Origin of the sequence: Streptomyces sp. NBC_01381 (assembly GCF_026340305.1) — a bacterium.
GTDB lineage: Bacteria > Actinomycetota > Actinomycetes > Streptomycetales > Streptomycetaceae > Streptomyces.
Map to the genome: position 1 here is coordinate 829,268 of NZ_JAPEPI010000001.1, position 16,930 is coordinate 846,197.

General features: G+C 69.6%; 11 protein-coding genes and 1 riboswitch. Of the genes, 7 read left to right on the top strand and 4 right to left on the bottom strand.

Features of this window, described 5'->3' with window-relative positions; genetic code table 11:
* The first annotated feature begins 43 nt into the window (after positions 1–43).
* Positions 44–199, top strand: a riboswitch (TPP riboswitch).
* Positions 192–1,979 carry a phosphomethylpyrimidine synthase ThiC gene (gene thiC / locus OG453_RS03990; RefSeq protein ID WP_266864544.1) on the top strand — a complete coding sequence of 596 codons (1,788 nt, stop codon included), beginning with the start codon at positions 192–194 and terminating at the stop codon, positions 1,977–1,979. (Overlaps the previous riboswitch by 8 nt.)
* A 104-nt stretch (positions 1,980–2,083) precedes the next feature.
* Here thiC and OG453_RS03995 read toward each other — a convergent pair whose 3' ends face one another.
* The 3 genes from OG453_RS03995 to OG453_RS04005 all read right to left on the bottom strand — a co-directional run bounded on the left by OG453_RS03995 (position 2,084) and on the right by OG453_RS04005 (position 5,615).
* Positions 2,084–2,962: a hypothetical protein gene (locus OG453_RS03995; protein WP_266864546.1), complete on the bottom strand. Its 879-nt coding sequence runs from the start codon at positions 2,960–2,962 to the stop codon at positions 2,084–2,086.
* Positions 2,963–3,144: 182 nt separating this feature from the next.
* Entirely contained in the window at positions 3,145–4,230 is a 1,086-nt protein-coding gene (locus OG453_RS04000; protein ID WP_323178600.1) for a metallophosphoesterase, read from the bottom strand.
* Between the two features lie 263 nt (positions 4,231–4,493).
* Complete coding sequence (locus tag OG453_RS04005) at positions 4,494–5,615, bottom strand: LacI family DNA-binding transcriptional regulator (RefSeq protein WP_266864548.1); 1,122 nt, start codon at positions 5,613–5,615, stop codon at positions 4,494–4,496.
* Positions 5,616–6,001: 386 nt separating this feature from the next.
* On the opposite strand from OG453_RS04005, the gene hisC reads away from it, so the two are divergent.
* Positions 6,002–7,081 (top strand): histidinol-phosphate transaminase, encoded by a 1,080-nt coding sequence (gene hisC, locus OG453_RS04010; RefSeq protein WP_266864550.1) that lies wholly within the window; start codon positions 6,002–6,004, stop codon positions 7,079–7,081.
* A 36-nt stretch (positions 7,082–7,117) separates the two neighbouring features.
* Here hisC and OG453_RS04015 read toward each other — a convergent pair whose 3' ends face one another.
* Complete coding sequence (locus OG453_RS04015; protein ID WP_266864552.1) at positions 7,118–7,492, bottom strand: cyclophilin-like fold protein; 375 nt, start codon at positions 7,490–7,492, stop codon at positions 7,118–7,120.
* Between the two features lie 254 nt (positions 7,493–7,746).
* On the opposite strand from OG453_RS04015, the gene OG453_RS04020 reads away from it, so the two are divergent.
* From OG453_RS04020 to OG453_RS04040, 5 genes are all read left to right on the top strand, one after another.
* Positions 7,747–9,285: a cytochrome ubiquinol oxidase subunit I gene (locus OG453_RS04020; protein WP_266864554.1), complete on the top strand. Its 1,539-nt coding sequence runs from the start codon at positions 7,747–7,749 to the stop codon at positions 9,283–9,285.
* A gap of 15 nt (positions 9,286–9,300) precedes the next feature.
* Complete coding sequence (cydB, locus tag OG453_RS04025) at positions 9,301–10,305, top strand: cytochrome d ubiquinol oxidase subunit II (protein WP_266864556.1); 1,005 nt, start codon at positions 9,301–9,303, stop codon at positions 10,303–10,305.
* Between the two features lie 39 nt (positions 10,306–10,344).
* Positions 10,345–13,854 (top strand): thiol reductant ABC exporter subunit CydD, encoded by a 3,510-nt coding sequence (gene cydD, locus OG453_RS04030; protein WP_266864558.1) that lies wholly within the window; start codon positions 10,345–10,347, stop codon positions 13,852–13,854.
* A 78-nt stretch (positions 13,855–13,932) separates the two neighbouring features.
* Complete coding sequence (locus OG453_RS04035) at positions 13,933–15,669, top strand: GAF domain-containing sensor histidine kinase (RefSeq protein WP_266864560.1); 1,737 nt, start codon at positions 13,933–13,935, stop codon at positions 15,667–15,669.
* A 213-nt stretch (positions 15,670–15,882) separates the two neighbouring features.
* Positions 15,883–16,920, top strand: coding sequence for a M23 family metallopeptidase (locus tag OG453_RS04040; protein WP_266864562.1), 1,038 nt, complete (start codon positions 15,883–15,885; stop codon positions 16,918–16,920).
* The last annotated feature ends 10 nt before the right edge of the window (positions 16,921–16,930 follow it).

Genomic DNA, 16,930 nt, shown 5'->3' on the forward strand with positions numbered 1-16,930 from the left:
CCCTCTGTTCAGCACGCCCGATATGACGCTAGCGTGGGGGCACCTTTGCAAACGCGGGAGCTCGGAGCACCGGGCTGAGAGGGCGCTGAACTCCGTACGAAACGGCACGAATGGTGCCGGTGCCGTACGGGATCCGCTGCGTCGACCGCCGAACCTGTTACCGGGTAATGCCGGCGTAGGGAGTAGGTCTCATGACCACATCGGACGCACGCACGCCTGCCTCGACGCAGAACCAGAGCGACGAGGCCGGGAAGTCCATCGGCTGGCACAAGGCGTACGTCGAGGGCTCACGCCCCGATCTGCGCGTGCCGGTCCGCCAGGTGCACCTCACCAATGGCAAGGCCGTGACCCTGTACGACACTTCGGGGCCGTACACCGACGAGTCCATCGACACCGACGTCCGCAGGGGTCTCGCACCCCTCCGCGAGAACTGGATCATCGCCCGCGGCGACACCGAGGAGTACGTGGGCCGCCCGCCCCGTCCCGAGGACGACGGCATCAAGCACACCTCGCCCCGCGGCGGGCTGAAGAACCTCGACGCGGTCTTCCCCGGCCGCCCCCGCCAGCCGCGCCGCGGCCGTCAGAGCCAGGCGGTGACGCAGCTCGCGTATGCCCGTCGCGGCGAGATCACGCCCGAGATGGAGTTCATCGGGATCCGCGAGAACCTCGACCCCGAGGTCGTGCGCGCGGAGGTCGCCGCGGGCCGCGCGGTGATCCCGGCCAACGTCAACCACCCGGAGATCGAGCCGATGATCATCGGCAAGAAGTTCCTGGTGAAGGTGAACGCCAACATCGGCAACTCCGCGGTCACCTCCTCCATCGAGGAGGAGGTGGACAAGATGACCTGGGCCACCAAGTGGGGCGCCGACACGGTCATGGACCTGTCCACCGGCCGCAACATCCACACCACCCGCGAGTGGGTCCTGCGCAACTCCCCCGTCCCCATCGGCACGGTGCCGCTCTACCAGGCCCTGGAGAAGGTCGACGGCCAGGCCGAGGCGCTGACCTGGGAGATCTACAAGGACACGGTCATCGAGCAGGCCGAGCAGGGCGTGGACTACATGACGGTGCACGCGGGTGTGCGCCTTCCGTACGTCCCGCTCACCGCGCGCCGCAAGACCGGCATCGTCTCGCGCGGCGGCTCGATCATGGCCGCCTGGTGCCTGGCGCACCACAAGGAGAGCTTCCTCTACGAGAACTTCGAGGAGCTCTGCGAGATCCTCGCGGCGTACGACGTGACGTACTCGCTCGGCGACGGTCTGCGCCCCGGATCGATCGCGGACGCCAACGACGAGGCGCAGTTCGCCGAGTTGAAGACCCTCGGGGAACTCAACACGATCGCCAAGCGTCACAACGTACAGACGATGATCGAGGGCCCCGGTCACGTCCCGATGCACAAGATCAAGGAGAACATCGACCTCCAGCAGGAGATCTGCGAGGAGGCGCCGTTCTACACGCTCGGCCCGCTGACCACGGACATCGCGCCCGCCTACGACCACATCACCTCCGGCATCGGCGCCGCGATGATCGGCTGGTGGGGCACGGCGATGCTCTGCTACGTCACGCCCAAGGAGCACCTGGGCCTGCCGAACAGGGACGACGTGAAGACGGGCGTCATCACGTACAAGATCGCGGCGCACGCGGCGGACCTCGCCAAGGGGCACCCGGGCGCGCAGGACTGGGACGATGCGCTCTCGGACGCGCGCTTCGAGTTCCGCTGGGAGGACCAGTTCAACCTGGCTCTCGACCCGGTCACCGCACGGGAGTTCCACGACGAGACGCTGCCGGCCGAGCCCGCGAAGACGGCGCACTTCTGCTCGATGTGCGGGCCGAAGTTCTGCAGCATGAAGATCTCGCAGGACATCCGTCGCCAGCACGGCGGTGACCTGGCGCAGGACGAGATCGAGGCGGGCATGGAGCAGAAGTCCAAGGAGTTCGCCGCGGCGGGCAACCGGGTCTATCTGCCGATCGCGGACTGAACCGAGCAGGCCCCTGAAGCGGCCCACGAGGTTCCGGACAGCGCGAATCTGTGGGTCTCCCAACAGCCGTTGGGGGACCCACAGCCGTGCGCGTTCGCTACCCGCTACTCCGGCTTGTGGTCGGGCCCGCCGAAGTCGGGGCTTGAGAAGTCCGGACTCGAGTAGCTCGGCCGCGGCCCCGCGGAGGGACCGCCGTCCGGGCTGCTGAACCCGGGCCGGTGGTAGCCCAGTTGAGGCATGCGGCTGCTCGGGTCCGCCGACGCCGTACGGGCCACCTGTGCAGCCCCCGGATCCGCGAGCGCCTCCCGCAGGAACGGCAGGACGCCGCGCTCCAGGAGTGCCTCGCCCCAGGCTTCCCTGGCGCGGGCCACCTCCTCGTTCCGTTCGCCGTGCGAGCCGGCCTGGAGCGAGGTCGAGCCATTGCGCAGAGCGGTCAGGAGCAGGCCGATCGCAGCGACCAGGATGCCCCCTGCGGTGAGCGCGCCGAACAGCCATCCCGCGGTGAGCAGGGTGTCCGCGAAGGCGGGCTCGGGGTTGAGCATCTTCAGGATGTAGCCCACGAGCAGGAAGATCGCGGCGGCCGCCCCGGCGAGCACGGGTGCGAGCACCGCGACGACGGCGATCGCCCCCGCCCCCGCCCCTGTCTCGGCGGTGACCTCCCCCATCGTGGTGGCGAGACCGAGGCCGCCCGAGCCGGCTTCCGCCTCGCTCTGGCTGCTCCGTTCCCGTATCGATGGTGCGGCAGATCCGCTTTCGCGCAGTTTCTCGCGGACCTTCACATAGTGCGTGTACTCGGTCGTGGCAGCGGCAGTGATCAGCGCACTGGCGTTCAGTGCCATGGTGCGCAGCTGCTCGGGATTGAGCCGCTCGCCCACTGCGGCGAGATCCGGACGGTTCGGTGCGGTGCGCAGCGCCTCATCGAGGATCCGCTCGAACTCGGGGCGGTCCTCATTGAGCAGGTGTGGAGCGCTGTTCATGTGCATCCCCCGATGCTCCGTAGGGCTTGGTGGCTCGCATGGGTACGAGCCGTCGGGCAGAAACGGAGGGGAGCCTGCTACGGATAAGCCGATGGTAGAGCCGTGACGGCACGCGGTGACAGGGGGTTTCCAGAAATAGGCCCCCTGGCCAGCGTGATCCTGTAGTGGAGCGCCTGCCCAGCGAACGCTCAGCTATCCAAGGGGAGTTGGCAGACCAGTAGCTTTCCGGCCATGGTCACTCCGCCGTCCATGGCGATGGCCAGTCCGCCTGCGTAGATGTGCGGTCCCTCGATGACGGGACCGCCGCCGTCCGAATCGTCCTCGGAGCCGACATCGCCCAGCAGATACGGGATGGGGCTGTGGCCGTGGACGATGCGGTGGCCGCCGTACATGTCGAGGAGTTCGCGTACGGCCGCGGGGCCGGATTCGTCGCGGAAGGCGAAGCGCTTGGTGAACTTCCGGAAGAGGTCCCAGCACTCGTCCGCGTCGTTGCGCGTGAGTGTCTCGCGGACGGTGTCGTTCACGGCCTCGATCGAGTCGCCGTAATCCAGATAGGCGGTGGTGTCGGAGTGCATCAGGAGATGCCCGTCCTCCGCCTCGATCGCGTCCAGGCGGGCCATCCACTGCAGGTGGTGGTCCTCCAGGCGCTCCATGTCGGTCTTCTGGCCGCCGTTGAGGAGCCAGGCGGCCTGGAACGTGGCCGTGCCCGCGCCCGAGTTGACCGGGGTGTCCCCGAACCGCTTTGCGCCGAGAAGGAGCAGCTCGTGGTTGCCCATCAGGGCCTTGCAGTAGCCGCCGGCGGCGGCGGCCTGGGCGGACAGGCGCATCACGAGGTCGATGACGCCGATGCCGTCGGGGCCGCGGTCGGTGAAGTCGCCGAGGAACCACAGCCGCGCGTTGCCCGCGGACCAGTCGCCGTCGGCGTCGATGAGGCCCTGCTCCTGGAGGGCCGCGAGCAGCTCCTCCAGATAGCCGTGCACATCGCCCACGACGTACAGCGGGCCGTGTTCGTCGGACGCCGGCGCCTGTGGAGGCTCGGGCATGGCCTGCACCTCCACTTGCACGGTGTCGCCGCGGTTGATGACGGGCAGGTCGCGCTGGGTGGGGGTGTAGCCGTTGTCCGGCACCCCGGGAACCTCCCCGGGGTCGCCAGGACCCGCCGCGCCCCCCGCACTTCCGTCGACCGGACCGGTCTCATGGACGTACGCCGGTACGCGGAAGTCGCGCAGCGTCGCCGTCCGCACATCGGGTCCCTGACCGGCCCCCTGAGTCATCGACCCCTCCACCACCATTGCGCCGCATCTGCACCGAGATCGGACTGCCTGGTCGCAGCGGCCCGCGGTGTCGTCCGCCCATCATAGGAATGCGGCTCGCGCTGTGTGGTGCACCAGGGGTGGTGAATCAGTGCTGAACCCCAGTTCACCGAGGTTTTCTCCCGAATTGGGTAGGGGTTTCCCCGTAGGTCATGACCGGGCTGTGCTGGTGGGCGCCGGGCAGCGCGGGCCGACAGGGTGTCTCTCCCCGCCGGCCGGCACCGTCAACCAGGTCCGGGCGAACGGGGTGAACTGACCGTCGTACGCGGTGGACGTCGCTCGGACGAGGTGCGCACGATCAGCTCCGTCGGTATCACCTGCTCGACCGGGCGGCCCGAATCGAGCCCTTCGATGGCGTCGATGAGCAGCTGGACGACGGCCGTGCCGATGCGCCGCGGTTTCAGCGAGAGTGTGGTGATGGGCGGTTCGGTGGTGGCGTAGACCGTCGACTCACTGCAGCACACGAGCAGCAGATCGTCAGGGACGCGCAGTCCGTACCGGCGGGCGGCCGCGAGGAGATCGGTGCCGTTCGGGTCGAACAGGCCGTAGACGGCGTCGGGCCGGTCGGGTCGGGCGAGCAGCCGGTCGGCCGCGACGGCGCCGGCGCACGGGTCGTGGGCCGGATAGGACTCGTACACCGGGTCCTGTCCGACGCGCTCGCACCAGCGCAGATAGGCGGTCGTGGACAGGTGGGTGTACGTGTCGGTGGTGGTCCCGGTGAGCAGTCCGATCCGCCGGGCGCCGGCCGCCGCGAGGTGGTCGAGGATCTCGAGGACCGCCGCCTCGTGGTCGTTGTCGACCCAGGCGGTGACCGGCAGAGACCCGGCCGGGCGGCCGTCGGAGACCACGGGCAGGCCCTGGCGGACCAGCTCGCTGACGACCGGGTCGTGGTCGGAAGGATCGACGACGACGGTGCCGTCGAGCGCGACGTTCGACCAGACGTCGACCGGGCTGCGCCGGGAGGTGGCGGGAAGGATGACAAGGGCGTAGCCGCGGGCCAGCGCGGCCGAGGTCGCGGCTCTGGCCATCTCCGCGAAGTACGCGAATTCGGTGAAGGTGAAAGGTTCATCCCCGTATGTCGTCACGGTCAGGCCGATGAGGCCCGACTTGCCGGTACGGAGCGTTCGGGCCGCCGCGGAGGGGCGATAGCCCAGCCGTTCGGCGACCTCGCGGACATGGCGTCGGGTGGCATCCGGGAGGCGCCCCTTGCCGTTAAGAGCGTCGGAGACAGTCGTGATGGAGACACCGGCTGCGGCGGCGACGTCTCTGATGCCCGCTCGGCTCTGCCGGTTGCCCCGGCGGGCGGTCTCCGCTCGGCTCACCTGGTGGTTCCCTGCTGCTGTCATGGCGAGCCGATAGTAGGGCTCATGAGGGTGGGTAGTGCGGGCGCATATTCACTCGTTGACAGGCACGTTTCTGCATGGCGCTTCCGGGTCAATGACCTTGGAATGCAAGGGAGTTGGCGGGATTCGGGGGAGTCGGTCCCTTGTCGTCGCGCACGGGCCTGCCAAATGGGCGATGTTTCGAAGAGGTCTCAACTCACCTTCACGGGTGATGCGCGCCACGGAGTGAGCCACCGGCGCGTGACGTGACGGGGAGCGCTCCCCCCTCTTCGTGCGCCTTCGTACCTCGATGCCCCGGAACCCATTCGCAGCGGGGCTGAATCCTCATAAGGTGTGCAGTATTGAAGTCAGGGTGTTCAGGTGTTCAGGTGTTCAAGAGGAGGACTGCGGTGAGCGAGACGAACCCGAGGCTGCGCGCCGAGCTGGAGGGTATCCCCACCTACAAGCCCGGCAAGTCCGCCGCGGCCGCTGGTCCGGTGGCGTACAAGCTGTCCTCGAACGAGAATCCGTACCCGCCGCTCCCCGGTGTCATGGAGAGCGCGCTTGCCGCGGCCGGTTCCTTCAACCGGTACCCGGACATGGCGTGCACCGGCCTGATGAGTGAGATCGCCGACCGTTTCGGGGTGCCGGTGTCGCATGTGGCGACGGGCACCGGTTCCGTCGGCGTCGCGCAGCAGCTGCTTCAGGCCACGTGCGGACCGGGTGACGAGGTCATCTACGCCTGGCGGTCCTTCGAGGCGTACCCGATCATCACGCAGGTGAGCGGGGCGAAGTCGGTGAAGGTACCGCTGACGGCGGACGAGGTGCACGACCTGGACGCGATGGCCGAGGCCATCACCGACCGGACGCGGCTGATCTTCGTCTGCAACCCGAACAACCCGACCGGCACGGTGGTGCGCCGGGCCGAGCTCGAGCGGTTCCTCGACCGGGTGCCGAGCGATGTCCTTGTCGTCCTGGACGAGGCGTACATCGAGTTCATCCGTGATGCCGAGGTGCCGAACGGCATCGAGCTCTACCGCGAGCGTCCGAACGTCGCCGTGCTGCGTACGTTCTCCAAGGCGTACGGCCTGGCCGGCCTCCGTGTCGGTTTCGCGATCGCCCATGAGCCGGTGGCGGCCGCCCTGCGCAAGACGGCGGTGCCCTTCGGGGTGAGCCAGGTCGCGCAGGACGCGGCGGTGGCCTCGCTGCGGGCCGAGGACGAACTGATGGGCCGGGTCGGCTCGTTGGTGTCCGAGCGCACACGGGTGGTCGAGACGCTGCGGGCGCAGGGCTGGACGGTGGCCGAGACGCAGGCGAACTTCGTGTGGCTGCGGCTCGGGGAGCGCACCGCCGACTTCGCGGACGCCTGCGAGAAGGCCGGTGTGGTCGTGCGGCCGTTCGCCGGCGAGGGGATGCGGGCCACGATCGGGGAGACCGAGGCCAACGACATCTTCCTGCAGACGGCGGAGGCGTTCCGCAAGGAGCTCTGAGCCTGAGCGGCTTTGGTGCAGCGCGGTCCGGTGTGGTCAGCCGGCGGTGAGCTCGACGCGGACGGGATCGCCGGAGCGGACGGTGGCCAGCAGGCGCGGGTCGCCGTCGATCCGGCCGAGGAGATTGCACGGGCTCGCGAGGCGGCACTCGTCGCCCCGTGAGATCGGGGTGGGTCCGTAGGGGAGGGCGAGCGCGTTGCCGTCGGTCCAGAAGGCGACCGTGCCGGGCTCGACGACCTGCTGGGCGCTGTCCTCGATCGGGACGCTCACGCCCGTGTCGAAGTAGACCTCCTCGCCCCAGGTGTGGGCGGTGGAGGCGAGCGGCAGGACCTTGCCCAGGGCCTGGGCGGTCGGGGTGTCCTCGATCGTCGCGGTCAGGTGGCCTGAGGGCCAGGAGATCCGTATCTGCATGGCGCGGATTCAACAATATGTTGAAGCCGTTGGGAAGGCCCCGGGGGACGCACCCCGGGGCTTTCTTCGCGTTCCTGTCGATACGTCCCTGCGTACCGCCCGGTATGGGACCCCCCCCTACGGGTGCCGACAGGCGGTACGACATAATGCTTGTGAATGTGAACGCGTTCACAAGCGTGTCTCGTTCATCCCGGAATCAGTGGGATTAAAAGGGCAAACTGCCGATGTGATCACGGCACGTAAGGAGAAGTCGCGTGGACCTGGCTCTGGCGCCGGAAACACTGGCGCGCTGGCAGTTCGGCATCACCACCGTCTACCACTTCCTGTTCGTACCGCTCACGATCTCCCTGGCCGCCCTCACGGCGATCCTCGAGACCGCGTGGGTGCGCACGGGCAAGGAGCACTACCTCAGGGCCACCAAGTTCTGGGGGAAGCTGTTCCTGATCAACATCGCGATGGGTGTCGTCACCGGCATCGTCCAGGAGTTCCAGTTCGGCATGAACTGGTCCGACTACTCGCGCTTCGTCGGTGACATCTTCGGGGCCCCGCTGGCCTTCGAAGCCCTCATCGCCTTCTTCTTCGAGTCGACCTTCATCGGCCTGTGGATCTTCGGCTGGGACAAGCTCCCCAAGAAGCTGCACTGCGCCACGATCTGGATCGTCTCCGTCGGGACCGTCCTGTCGGCGTACTTCATCATCGCCGCGAACGCCTTTATGCAGCACCCGGTCGGCTACAAGATCGTGGAGCGGGACGGCACCAAGCGTGCGGAGCTCACCGACTTCGCGGCGGTGCTCTTCCAGGAGACGACGCTCGTCAACTTCTTCCACGTCATCTCTGCCGCCATCCTGGTCGGTGGCGCCTTCATGACCGGCATCGCGATCTTCCACCTCCGTAAGAAGCAGCACATCCGCACCATGCGGATGTCGATGCGACTCGGCCTGGTCACCGCGTTCGTCGGCACGCTGCTCACCGTCATCAGCGCCGACACCCTCGGCAAGGTCATGTACGAGCAGCAGCCGATGAAGATGTCGGCCGCCGAGGCCCTGTGGGAGACGGAGAAGCCGGCGCCGTTCTCGCTCTTCGCGTACGGCGATGTCGCCAAGGGCCACAACACGGTGGCCATCGAGGTCCCCGGGATACTGTCCTTCCTCGCCAAGAACAACTTCAGCGCCGAGATCCCGGGCATCAACGACATCAACAAGGAGTCGCAGGAGAAGTTCGGGCCCGGCGACTACCGGCCCAACATCCCCACCACGTACTGGTCCTACCGCTGGATGATCGGCTTCGGCGGCGTCTCGATGGCCCTGTGCACCGCCGGCCTCTGGCTCACGCGCAAGAAGTTCTGGCTCGCTCCGGAGCACCGCACCGGCGAGGACGACATCCCCAAGCTGATGCTCACCAAGAACAAGCAGCTTGCGCCGAAGCTCGGCAAGTGGTGGTGGCTGCTCTCCCAGTGGACGCTGATCTTCCCGCTCATCGGCACCGCCTGGGGCTGGATCTTCACCGAGACGGGGCGTCAGCCCTGGGTGGTCTACGGCGTGCTGCGCACCAGGGACGCGGTCTCGCCGGGAGTCTCGCAGGGTGAGGTGCTCACCTCGCTGATCGTGTTCACCGCGATCTACGCGATCCTCGCCGTGATCGAGGTGAAGCTGCTGCTCAAGTACGTCAAGCAGGGGCCGCCCGAGCTGACCGAGGCCGATCTCAACCCGCCGACCAAGATCGGCGGCCCGGGGTCCGGCAAGGACTCCGACGCAGATGACGACGCCGACCGGCCCATGGCCTTCTCGTACTGAAGGAGCTGATCGGACATGGAACTTCACGACGTCTGGTTCGTACTGATCGCCGTCCTGTGGATCGGCTACTTCTTCCTGGAGGGCTTCGACTTCGGGATCGGCATCCTGACCAAACTGCTCGCCCGCGACCGGGTCGAGAAGCGGGTCCTGATCAACACCATCGGTCCCGTCTGGGACGGCAACGAGGTGTGGCTGCTCACGGCGGGCGGCGCGACCTTCGCCGCCTTCCCCGAGTGGTACGCGACGCTCTTCTCGGGCTTCTATCTGCCACTGCTGATCATCCTGCTCTGCCTGATCGTGCGCGGTGTCGCCTTCGAGTACCGCGCCAAGCGGCCCGAGGAGAACTGGCAGCGCAACTGGGAGCACGCGATCTTCTGGACCTCGCTGGTCCCCGCGGTGCTGTGGGGTGTGGCCTTCGGCAACATCGTGCGCGGCGTGAAGATCGACGCCCACAAGGAGTACGTGGGCAACTTCTGGGACCTGCTCAACCCGTACGCGATCCTCGGCGGGCTCGTCACGCTGACGCTCTTCACCTTCCACGGCGCTGTATTCGCCTCGCTCAAGACGGTGGGCGACATCCGGGTCCGGGCACGGAAGATGGCGCTGGGGCTCGGCCTGGTCACGGCCGTGCTCGCGCTCGGCTTCCTGACCTGGACGCAGGTGGACAAGGGTGACGGCAAGAGCCTGGTCGCGATGATCGTGGCCGTGGTCGCGCTGGTGGGAGCGATCGGGGCGATCAAGGTGGGGCGCGAGGGCTGGTCGTTCGCGCTCTCGGGCATCACGATCGCGGCCGCTGTCGCGATGCTCTTCCTGACGCTCTTCCCGAACGTCATGCCGTCGTCGCTGAACGAGGAGTGGAACCTCACGGTCACCAATGCCTCGTCGAGCCCGTACACCCTGAAGATCATGACCTGGTGCGCAGCGATCGCGACGCCGATCGTGCTGCTCTACCAGTCGTGGACCTACTGGGTGTTCCGCAAGCGGATCGGTACGCAGCACATCGCTGACGCCGCTCACTAGGTTCTGACGTCCCGTGGTTTCCCGGAAGGTGTGTTTCACGTGAAACCGATCGACCCGCGTCTGCTCCGGTACGCCCGTGCCACCCGGTTCTTCCTGATCGCGGTGGTGGTCCTCGGAGTCGCCGGGGCGGGCCTGGTCGTGGCCCAGGCGATGCTCATCGCCGAGGTCGTCGTGGGCGCCTTCCAGCGAGGGCTCTCCGTAGGCGACTTGGGGACCCCGCTCGTCCTGCTCGCGGTGGTCGCGGCGGGACGGGCCCTCGTCTCCTGGCTGACCGAACTCGCGGCGCACCGGGCGAGCGCGGCGGTCAAGTCGGAGCTGCGGGGGCGGCTGCTCGAACGGGCCGGACAGCTGGGCCCGGGGTGGCTGACCGGGCAGCGGGTCGGCTCGCTCGTCTCGTTGGCGACGCGGGGCGTGGACGCGCTCGACGACTACTTCTCGCGCTATCTGCCGCAGTTGGGGCTCGCGGTGGTCGTGCCGGTGGCGGTGCTCGCGAGGATCGTCACCGAGGACTGGGTCTCGGCGGCGATCATCCTCGTGACGCTGCCGCTGATCCCGGTCTTCATGATCCTGATCGGCTGGGCGACACAGAACCGGATGGACCGTCAGTGGCGGCTCCTCTCCCGCCTGTCGGGGCACTTCCTGGACGTGATGGCGGGCCTGCCGACCCTGAAGGTGTTCGGGCGGGCCAAGGCGCAGGCCGAGTCGATCCGGCAGATCACGGGCGAGTACCGGCAGGCGACGATGCGCACGCTGCGCATCGCCTTCCTCTCGTCGTTCGCGCTCGAACTCCTCGCGACCCTGTCGGTCGCCCTGGTCGCGGTGACCATCGGGATGCGGCTCGTCCATGGCGACATGGATCTGTACGTGGGGCTCGTCATCCTCGTCCTGGCGCCCGAGGCCTATCTGCCGTTGCGTCAGGTCGGTGCGCAGTACCACGCGGCGGCGGAGGGGCTCTCGGCCGCCGAGGAGATCTTCGAGGTCCTTGAGACCCCGGTGCGGGCCACGGGGGAGGCGGCGGCGCCTTCGGGGACGCTGAGCGTGGAGGGCGTGACGGTCCGGTATCCGGGGCGGGCGTCGGACGCGGTCTCCGGGGTGTCGTTCGCGATGGAGCCGGGCGAGACGGTGGCTCTGGTCGGGCCGAGCGGCGTCGGCAAGTCGACGCTGCTCGATGTCGTCCTTGGCTTTGTGGAACCCGCCGAGGGGCGGGTTCGGGTCGGCGGCGTCGACCTCGCGGACGTCTCGCCCGAGCGGTGGCGTGAGCGCATCGCCTGGGTTCCGCAGCGGCCTCATCTGTTCGCCGGGTCCATCGCGGAGAACGTACGGCTCGCGCGGCCGGACGCGGACGACTCTTCCTTGCGGGGCGCATTGCGGGCCGCGGGGGCGTGGGAGTTCGTGTCCGCGCTGCCGGGCGGGGTGGAGACCGTCCTAGGGGAGGACGGGTCGGGGCTTTCCGCGGGGCAGCGGCAGCGGCTTGCGCTGGCGCGGGCTTTCCTGGCCGATCGGCCTGTGGTGCTCCTTGATGAGCCGACCGCGGCGTTGGACGGGGAGACCGAGGAGGGGGTTGTCGAGGCGGTTCGGCGGCTGGCTGTCGGGCGGACGGTGCTGCTGGTGGTGCATCGGCCGGCGTTGCTTGGCGTTGCCGACCGGGTCGTACGGCTGGGCGCCTCGGAGATCGCTGCCGCCCGGGTGCCCGTCCAGATGGGCGGCGAGGCCGACGGGCAAGGGGCTGCCGAAGGCGCTTCCGGCGACCCGGTGGTGACGGGCGATCAGGCGGGGGCCTGGGGTGGCTCGCACCCCGGGGGCGGGGTCCTGGCCCGGCTGCGGGGGATGGCGCGGCAGCGGAAGGGCAAGCTCGGGCTCGCCCTCCTGCTGGGCGCCCTTGCGATCGGCAGCTCCGTAGGGCTGATGGGCACCTCCGGGTGGCTGATCAGCCGGGCTTCGGAGCAGCCCCCGGTGATGTACCTGATGATCGCCGTGACGGCGACCCGCGCCTTCGGCATGGGGCGCGCCGTCTTCCGCTACGCCGAGCGCCTCGTCTCGCACGACGCCGTGCTGCGGATGCTGGCCGACACCCGTGTCGCCGTCTACCGGCGCCTGGAACGCCTCGCCCCCGCCGGGCTCAGGAACCGCCACCGCGGCGACCTCCTGTCCCGTCTCGTCGCGGACGTCGACGCCCTGCAGGACTACTGGCTGCGCTGGCTGCTCCCCGCGTCCGCAGCCGCCGTCGTGGGCGCCGGAGCCGTCGGCTTCACCGCTTGGCTGCTGCCGGAAGCGGGCGCCGTCCTCGCCGTCGGCCTGCTGCTCGCCGGCGTGGGCGTACCGCTGCTCTCCGGAGGCGTCGCCCGCCGCGCCGAGCGGAAGCTCGCTCCCGCGCGCGGGGTGCTCGCCACAAGGGTGGCCGATCTGCTCACCGGGACCGCCGAGTTGACGGTCGCGGGCGCGCTGCCCCGGCGTACCGCGGCGGCGAAGGAAGCCGACGCCGAGCTGACCCGGATCGCGTCACGGACCGCCACGGCCACCGCGCTCGGCGACGGACTCGGCGCGCTGGCGTCCGGGCTCACCGTGGCCGCCGCCGCCCTCGTCGGCGTACAGGCGGTGCACGACGGCCGGTTGAGCGGGGTCGCGCTCGCCGTCGTCGTCCTCACGCCGCTCGCCGCCTTCGAGGCGGTCATCGGGATGCCGCTCGCCGTGCAGTACCGCCAGCGCGTCAGGAAGAGCGCTGAGCGCGTCTACGAGGTCCTCGACGCCCCCGAACCCGTACCCGAGCCCGCCGATCCCGCACAGCGCCCGCAGACACCCTTCCCGCTGCGCGTCGAAGGGCTGCACGCCCGCTACGAGGGGCAGGACCGGGACGCCATCGCGGGTGTCGGCCTGACGCTGGAGCAGGGGCGGCGGATCGCCGTGGTCGGCCCGTCAGGCTCCGGCAAGACGACGCTCGCCCAGGTCCTGCTGCGCTTCCTGGGGACGACCGAGGGCACGTACACGCTGGGCGGCACCGAAGCGGCCGCCCTGGACGGTGACACCGTGCGCGAACTGGTCGGGCTCTGCGCCCAGGACGCGCACATCTTCGACAGCTCCGTACGCGAGAACCTGCTCATCGCGCGGAAGGACGCGAGCGACGCCCAACTGCGCGACGCGCTGACGCGGGCCAGGCTCACGGAGTGGACCGCCTCGCTGCCCGAAGGCCTCGACACCCTGGTCGGTGAGCACGGGGCGCGCCTCTCCGGAGGCCAGCGCCAGCGCGTCGCCCTGGCCCGCGCCCTGCTCGCCGACTTCCCCGTCCTCGTCCTCGACGAGCCGGCCGAGCACCTCGACCTGCCGACCGCGGACGCCCTCACCGATGACCTCCTGGCCGCCACCGAGGGACGTACGACGCTGCTCATCACGCACCGTCTCGCCGGGCTCGACGCGGTGGACGAGGTGATCGTCCTCGACGCGGGCCGGATCGTGCAGCGCGGCGCGTACGCGGACCTCGTGGCGGTGGACGGGCCGCTGGCGCGCATGCGGGAGCGGGAGAGCGCGGCGGACCTGCTGCTGACCGCCGGGTAGGACGGGCCTCCGGCGCCGACTGGGCAGGGACGTCAGCCCCGACTTTCCTCGCCAAATAGGACTAACTACTCTCAAAGCATGTCAGCCCCATCGGCCTCCGCCGCCTCACCGCCTCCCGACGGCACTCCGGACCCGATCGAGGCGGCGAAGCGGGCGACCCGCAGCCTCCAGGGGCTCTCCCCCGAGCTGACCGCGCGGGTGCCGCAGCTGCTCGAGGCGATGCGGTCGGTCGGCGCCGGGCTCGAACTGCACACCACGCTCGACCGCATCTGCGAGACGGCCGCCGAGCTCGCGGACGCCCACTACGCGGCCATCGGCGTCGTCTCCGAGGACGGCAAGGGGCTCTCGGACTTCGTCCACACCGGCATCGACGAGGAGACGGCCGAACGGATCGGGCACCTCCCCGACGGACACAAGGGGCTGCTCGGCGCCCTCATTCACCAGCCCGAGACCCTCCGCCTCGCGGACCTCTCCGCCGACCCGCGCTCCTGCGGCTTCCCGGCGAACCATCCGCCGATGCGGACCTTCCTCGGCGTCCCCATCCGCGTCCAGGGCGAGATCTTCGGCAACCTCTATCTCACCGAGAAGCGGGACGGCGCCGAGTTCAACGAGTACGACGTGCACATGGTCCGCGTGCTCGCCACGGAGGCGGGGATCGCCATCGGCAACGCACGCCTCTACGAAGCCGCCATGCAGCGCGAGCGCTGGATCGACGGCTCCGTGGCCGTCACCACGGCGCTGCTCTCGGGCAGCGACGCGGAAGAGGCCCTCTCCGTAGTGGCCGAACAAGCCCGGCATCTCGCCGACTCGGCCGCCGGGATCGTGCTGCTGCCCGAGGACGAGGGCGGCATGGAGATCGTCGCCGTCTCCTCGGACGAACCCCTGGCCGCGCTCGGCATGGTCATCCCCGCGGAGAGCCGGATCGTCACCGATCTCCTGGCCGGGGAGTCCGTGTTCGTCGACGACGCGGCCACGGACCCGCGGATCATGACCGACCTCGCCCGCGGATACGGCCCCGTGATGATGCTGCCGCTGCAGAGCGACGGCCGTGTCATGGGGACGCTCGTGACGCCACGCGCGCGTGGGGCCCGCCCGTTCAGCGAGACCGAGCGGACGCTGGCCACCCAGTTCGCCTCGCAGGCCGCGCTCGCCCTGATGATGGCCGAGGCGCAGCGCGACCGTGAACGGCTCGCCGTGTACGAGGACCGGGACCGCATCGCACGGGACCTGCACGACCTGGTGATCCAGCGCCTGTTCGCCACCGGGATGATGCTGGAGAGCGCCCAGCGCAGGTCCGTCGTCCCCGAGGTGCGGACCGGCGTGGGCAAGGCCGTCGACGAGCTCGACGTGACGATCCAGGAGATCCGTACGGCGATCTTCGCCTTGCAGCAGGGGCCCGCTGAGGCCCCTTCGGGGCTGCGTACACGTGTCCTGCGCGAGATCAACATGGCTGCCGTGCCGCTCGGCTTCAAGCCGTCGCACCACTTCGTGGGGCCCGTCGACACGGTGGTCGGCGAGCTCGCGGGCAAGAACCTCATCGCCGCGCTCCGGGAGGCGCTGTCCAACGCGTTCCGGCATGCGCGGGCCGACCGCATCGACGTCGTCGTCGACGCGACGGTGATCCTGCCCGACGGGCAGCAGGGCGTACGTCTGACGGTCTCGGACGATGGCGTCGGCATCGCGCAGGGCGGCCGGCGCAGCGGCCTGAAGAACCTCAAGAGGCGTGCGGAGTCGCTGGGCGGCGACAGTTGGTACGGGCCGGGCATCGGTGAGGACGGCGGCGGTACGACGGTGGTGTGGCAGGCGCCGTACTGAATCGGTCTCTGCGGCGGATCTGCGGGGGACTGAATCGGTCTCTACAGGTGGGGCGTTACTTGGGGTCGGCCTCTATAGGTGGGGTGTTTCCGGACCGGCCTCTCCGTAGAGCCCTGTTCGGCCGTACGGCAGTGGGCCGTTCGGGGCACCGGGTGCCCCGGGTGTACGAGTTGAGCAGGACCGGGTGAAGGCGGCGGGACAACGATCCGTGACATGCGCCTGAGCCACCGCGGTATCCACCCTCTCGTCGCCGTGTCGGTACTGCTGTGCGCGCTCCTCGTCCCCACGCCGGCCTCTGCCTCCGAAGGGCCGGGCGCCAGTGCCGAGGTGGCGCGGCTCTACGAAGAGGCGTCCGCGGCGACCGTGCACTACGAAGCGGGGCAGCGGGCCGCAGAGGTGCAGCGGGCCGAGGTCCGGAAACTGGACCGACTCCTCACGAAGGAGCAGCACGCCGTCGCGGTGCTGCACGGCGACCTCGGCCGGATGGCCAGCGCGCAGTACCGCACCGGTGGCGGACTCCCCCAGACCGCCCAACTGCTGCTCGCCGACAGCCCCGAGGAACTGATGCGAGGTCAGCGGGTCCTGTGGCAGGCGGATCTCGCGGTCAACAACGCCGTCATCAAGACCCAGCGGGCAGCCGCCAGACTCGCCGACGCCAAGCACGCGGCGGACCGGGCCAAGCGCACGCTCGACCGGCGCAACGCACATCTGGCGAAGCTGAAGCGCGGCATCGAGAGCAAGCTGGCGTCGGCGCAGTGGGCCCTTCAGGGCGAGGCCGACCGGTCCGTGGCCGCCGGGCAGTGCCGCGGTGCCGTACGCCTGGAGCAGCCGCAAATCGTCGACACGCGCGCGTGGGTGCCGCCTGTGGAGACGTACGAACTCTCGGCGGGCTTCGGCAGTGCGGGCGCGCGCTGGGCGAGCCGGCACACGGGGCAGGACTTCGCGGTCGGCATCGGGGCACCGGTGCGGTCGGTCGGCGCGGGCCGGGTGGTGAAGGTGTCGTGCGGGGGCGCCTTCGGCATCGAGGTCGTGGTGGAGCACGAGGGCGGCTACTACACGCAGTACGCGCATCTGTCCGCCGTCACCGTCGACCAGGGGGAGCTGGTGGCTCCGGGGCAGTGGGTCGGGCAGGCGGGCACGACGGGCAACTCGACGGGGCCGCACCTCCACTTCGAGGTGCGGCTCACGCCGTATCTGGGGTCCGGGATCGATCCGGCGACGTGGCTGGCCGAGCGGGGGGTGCCGCTCTGACGCCGGGCGG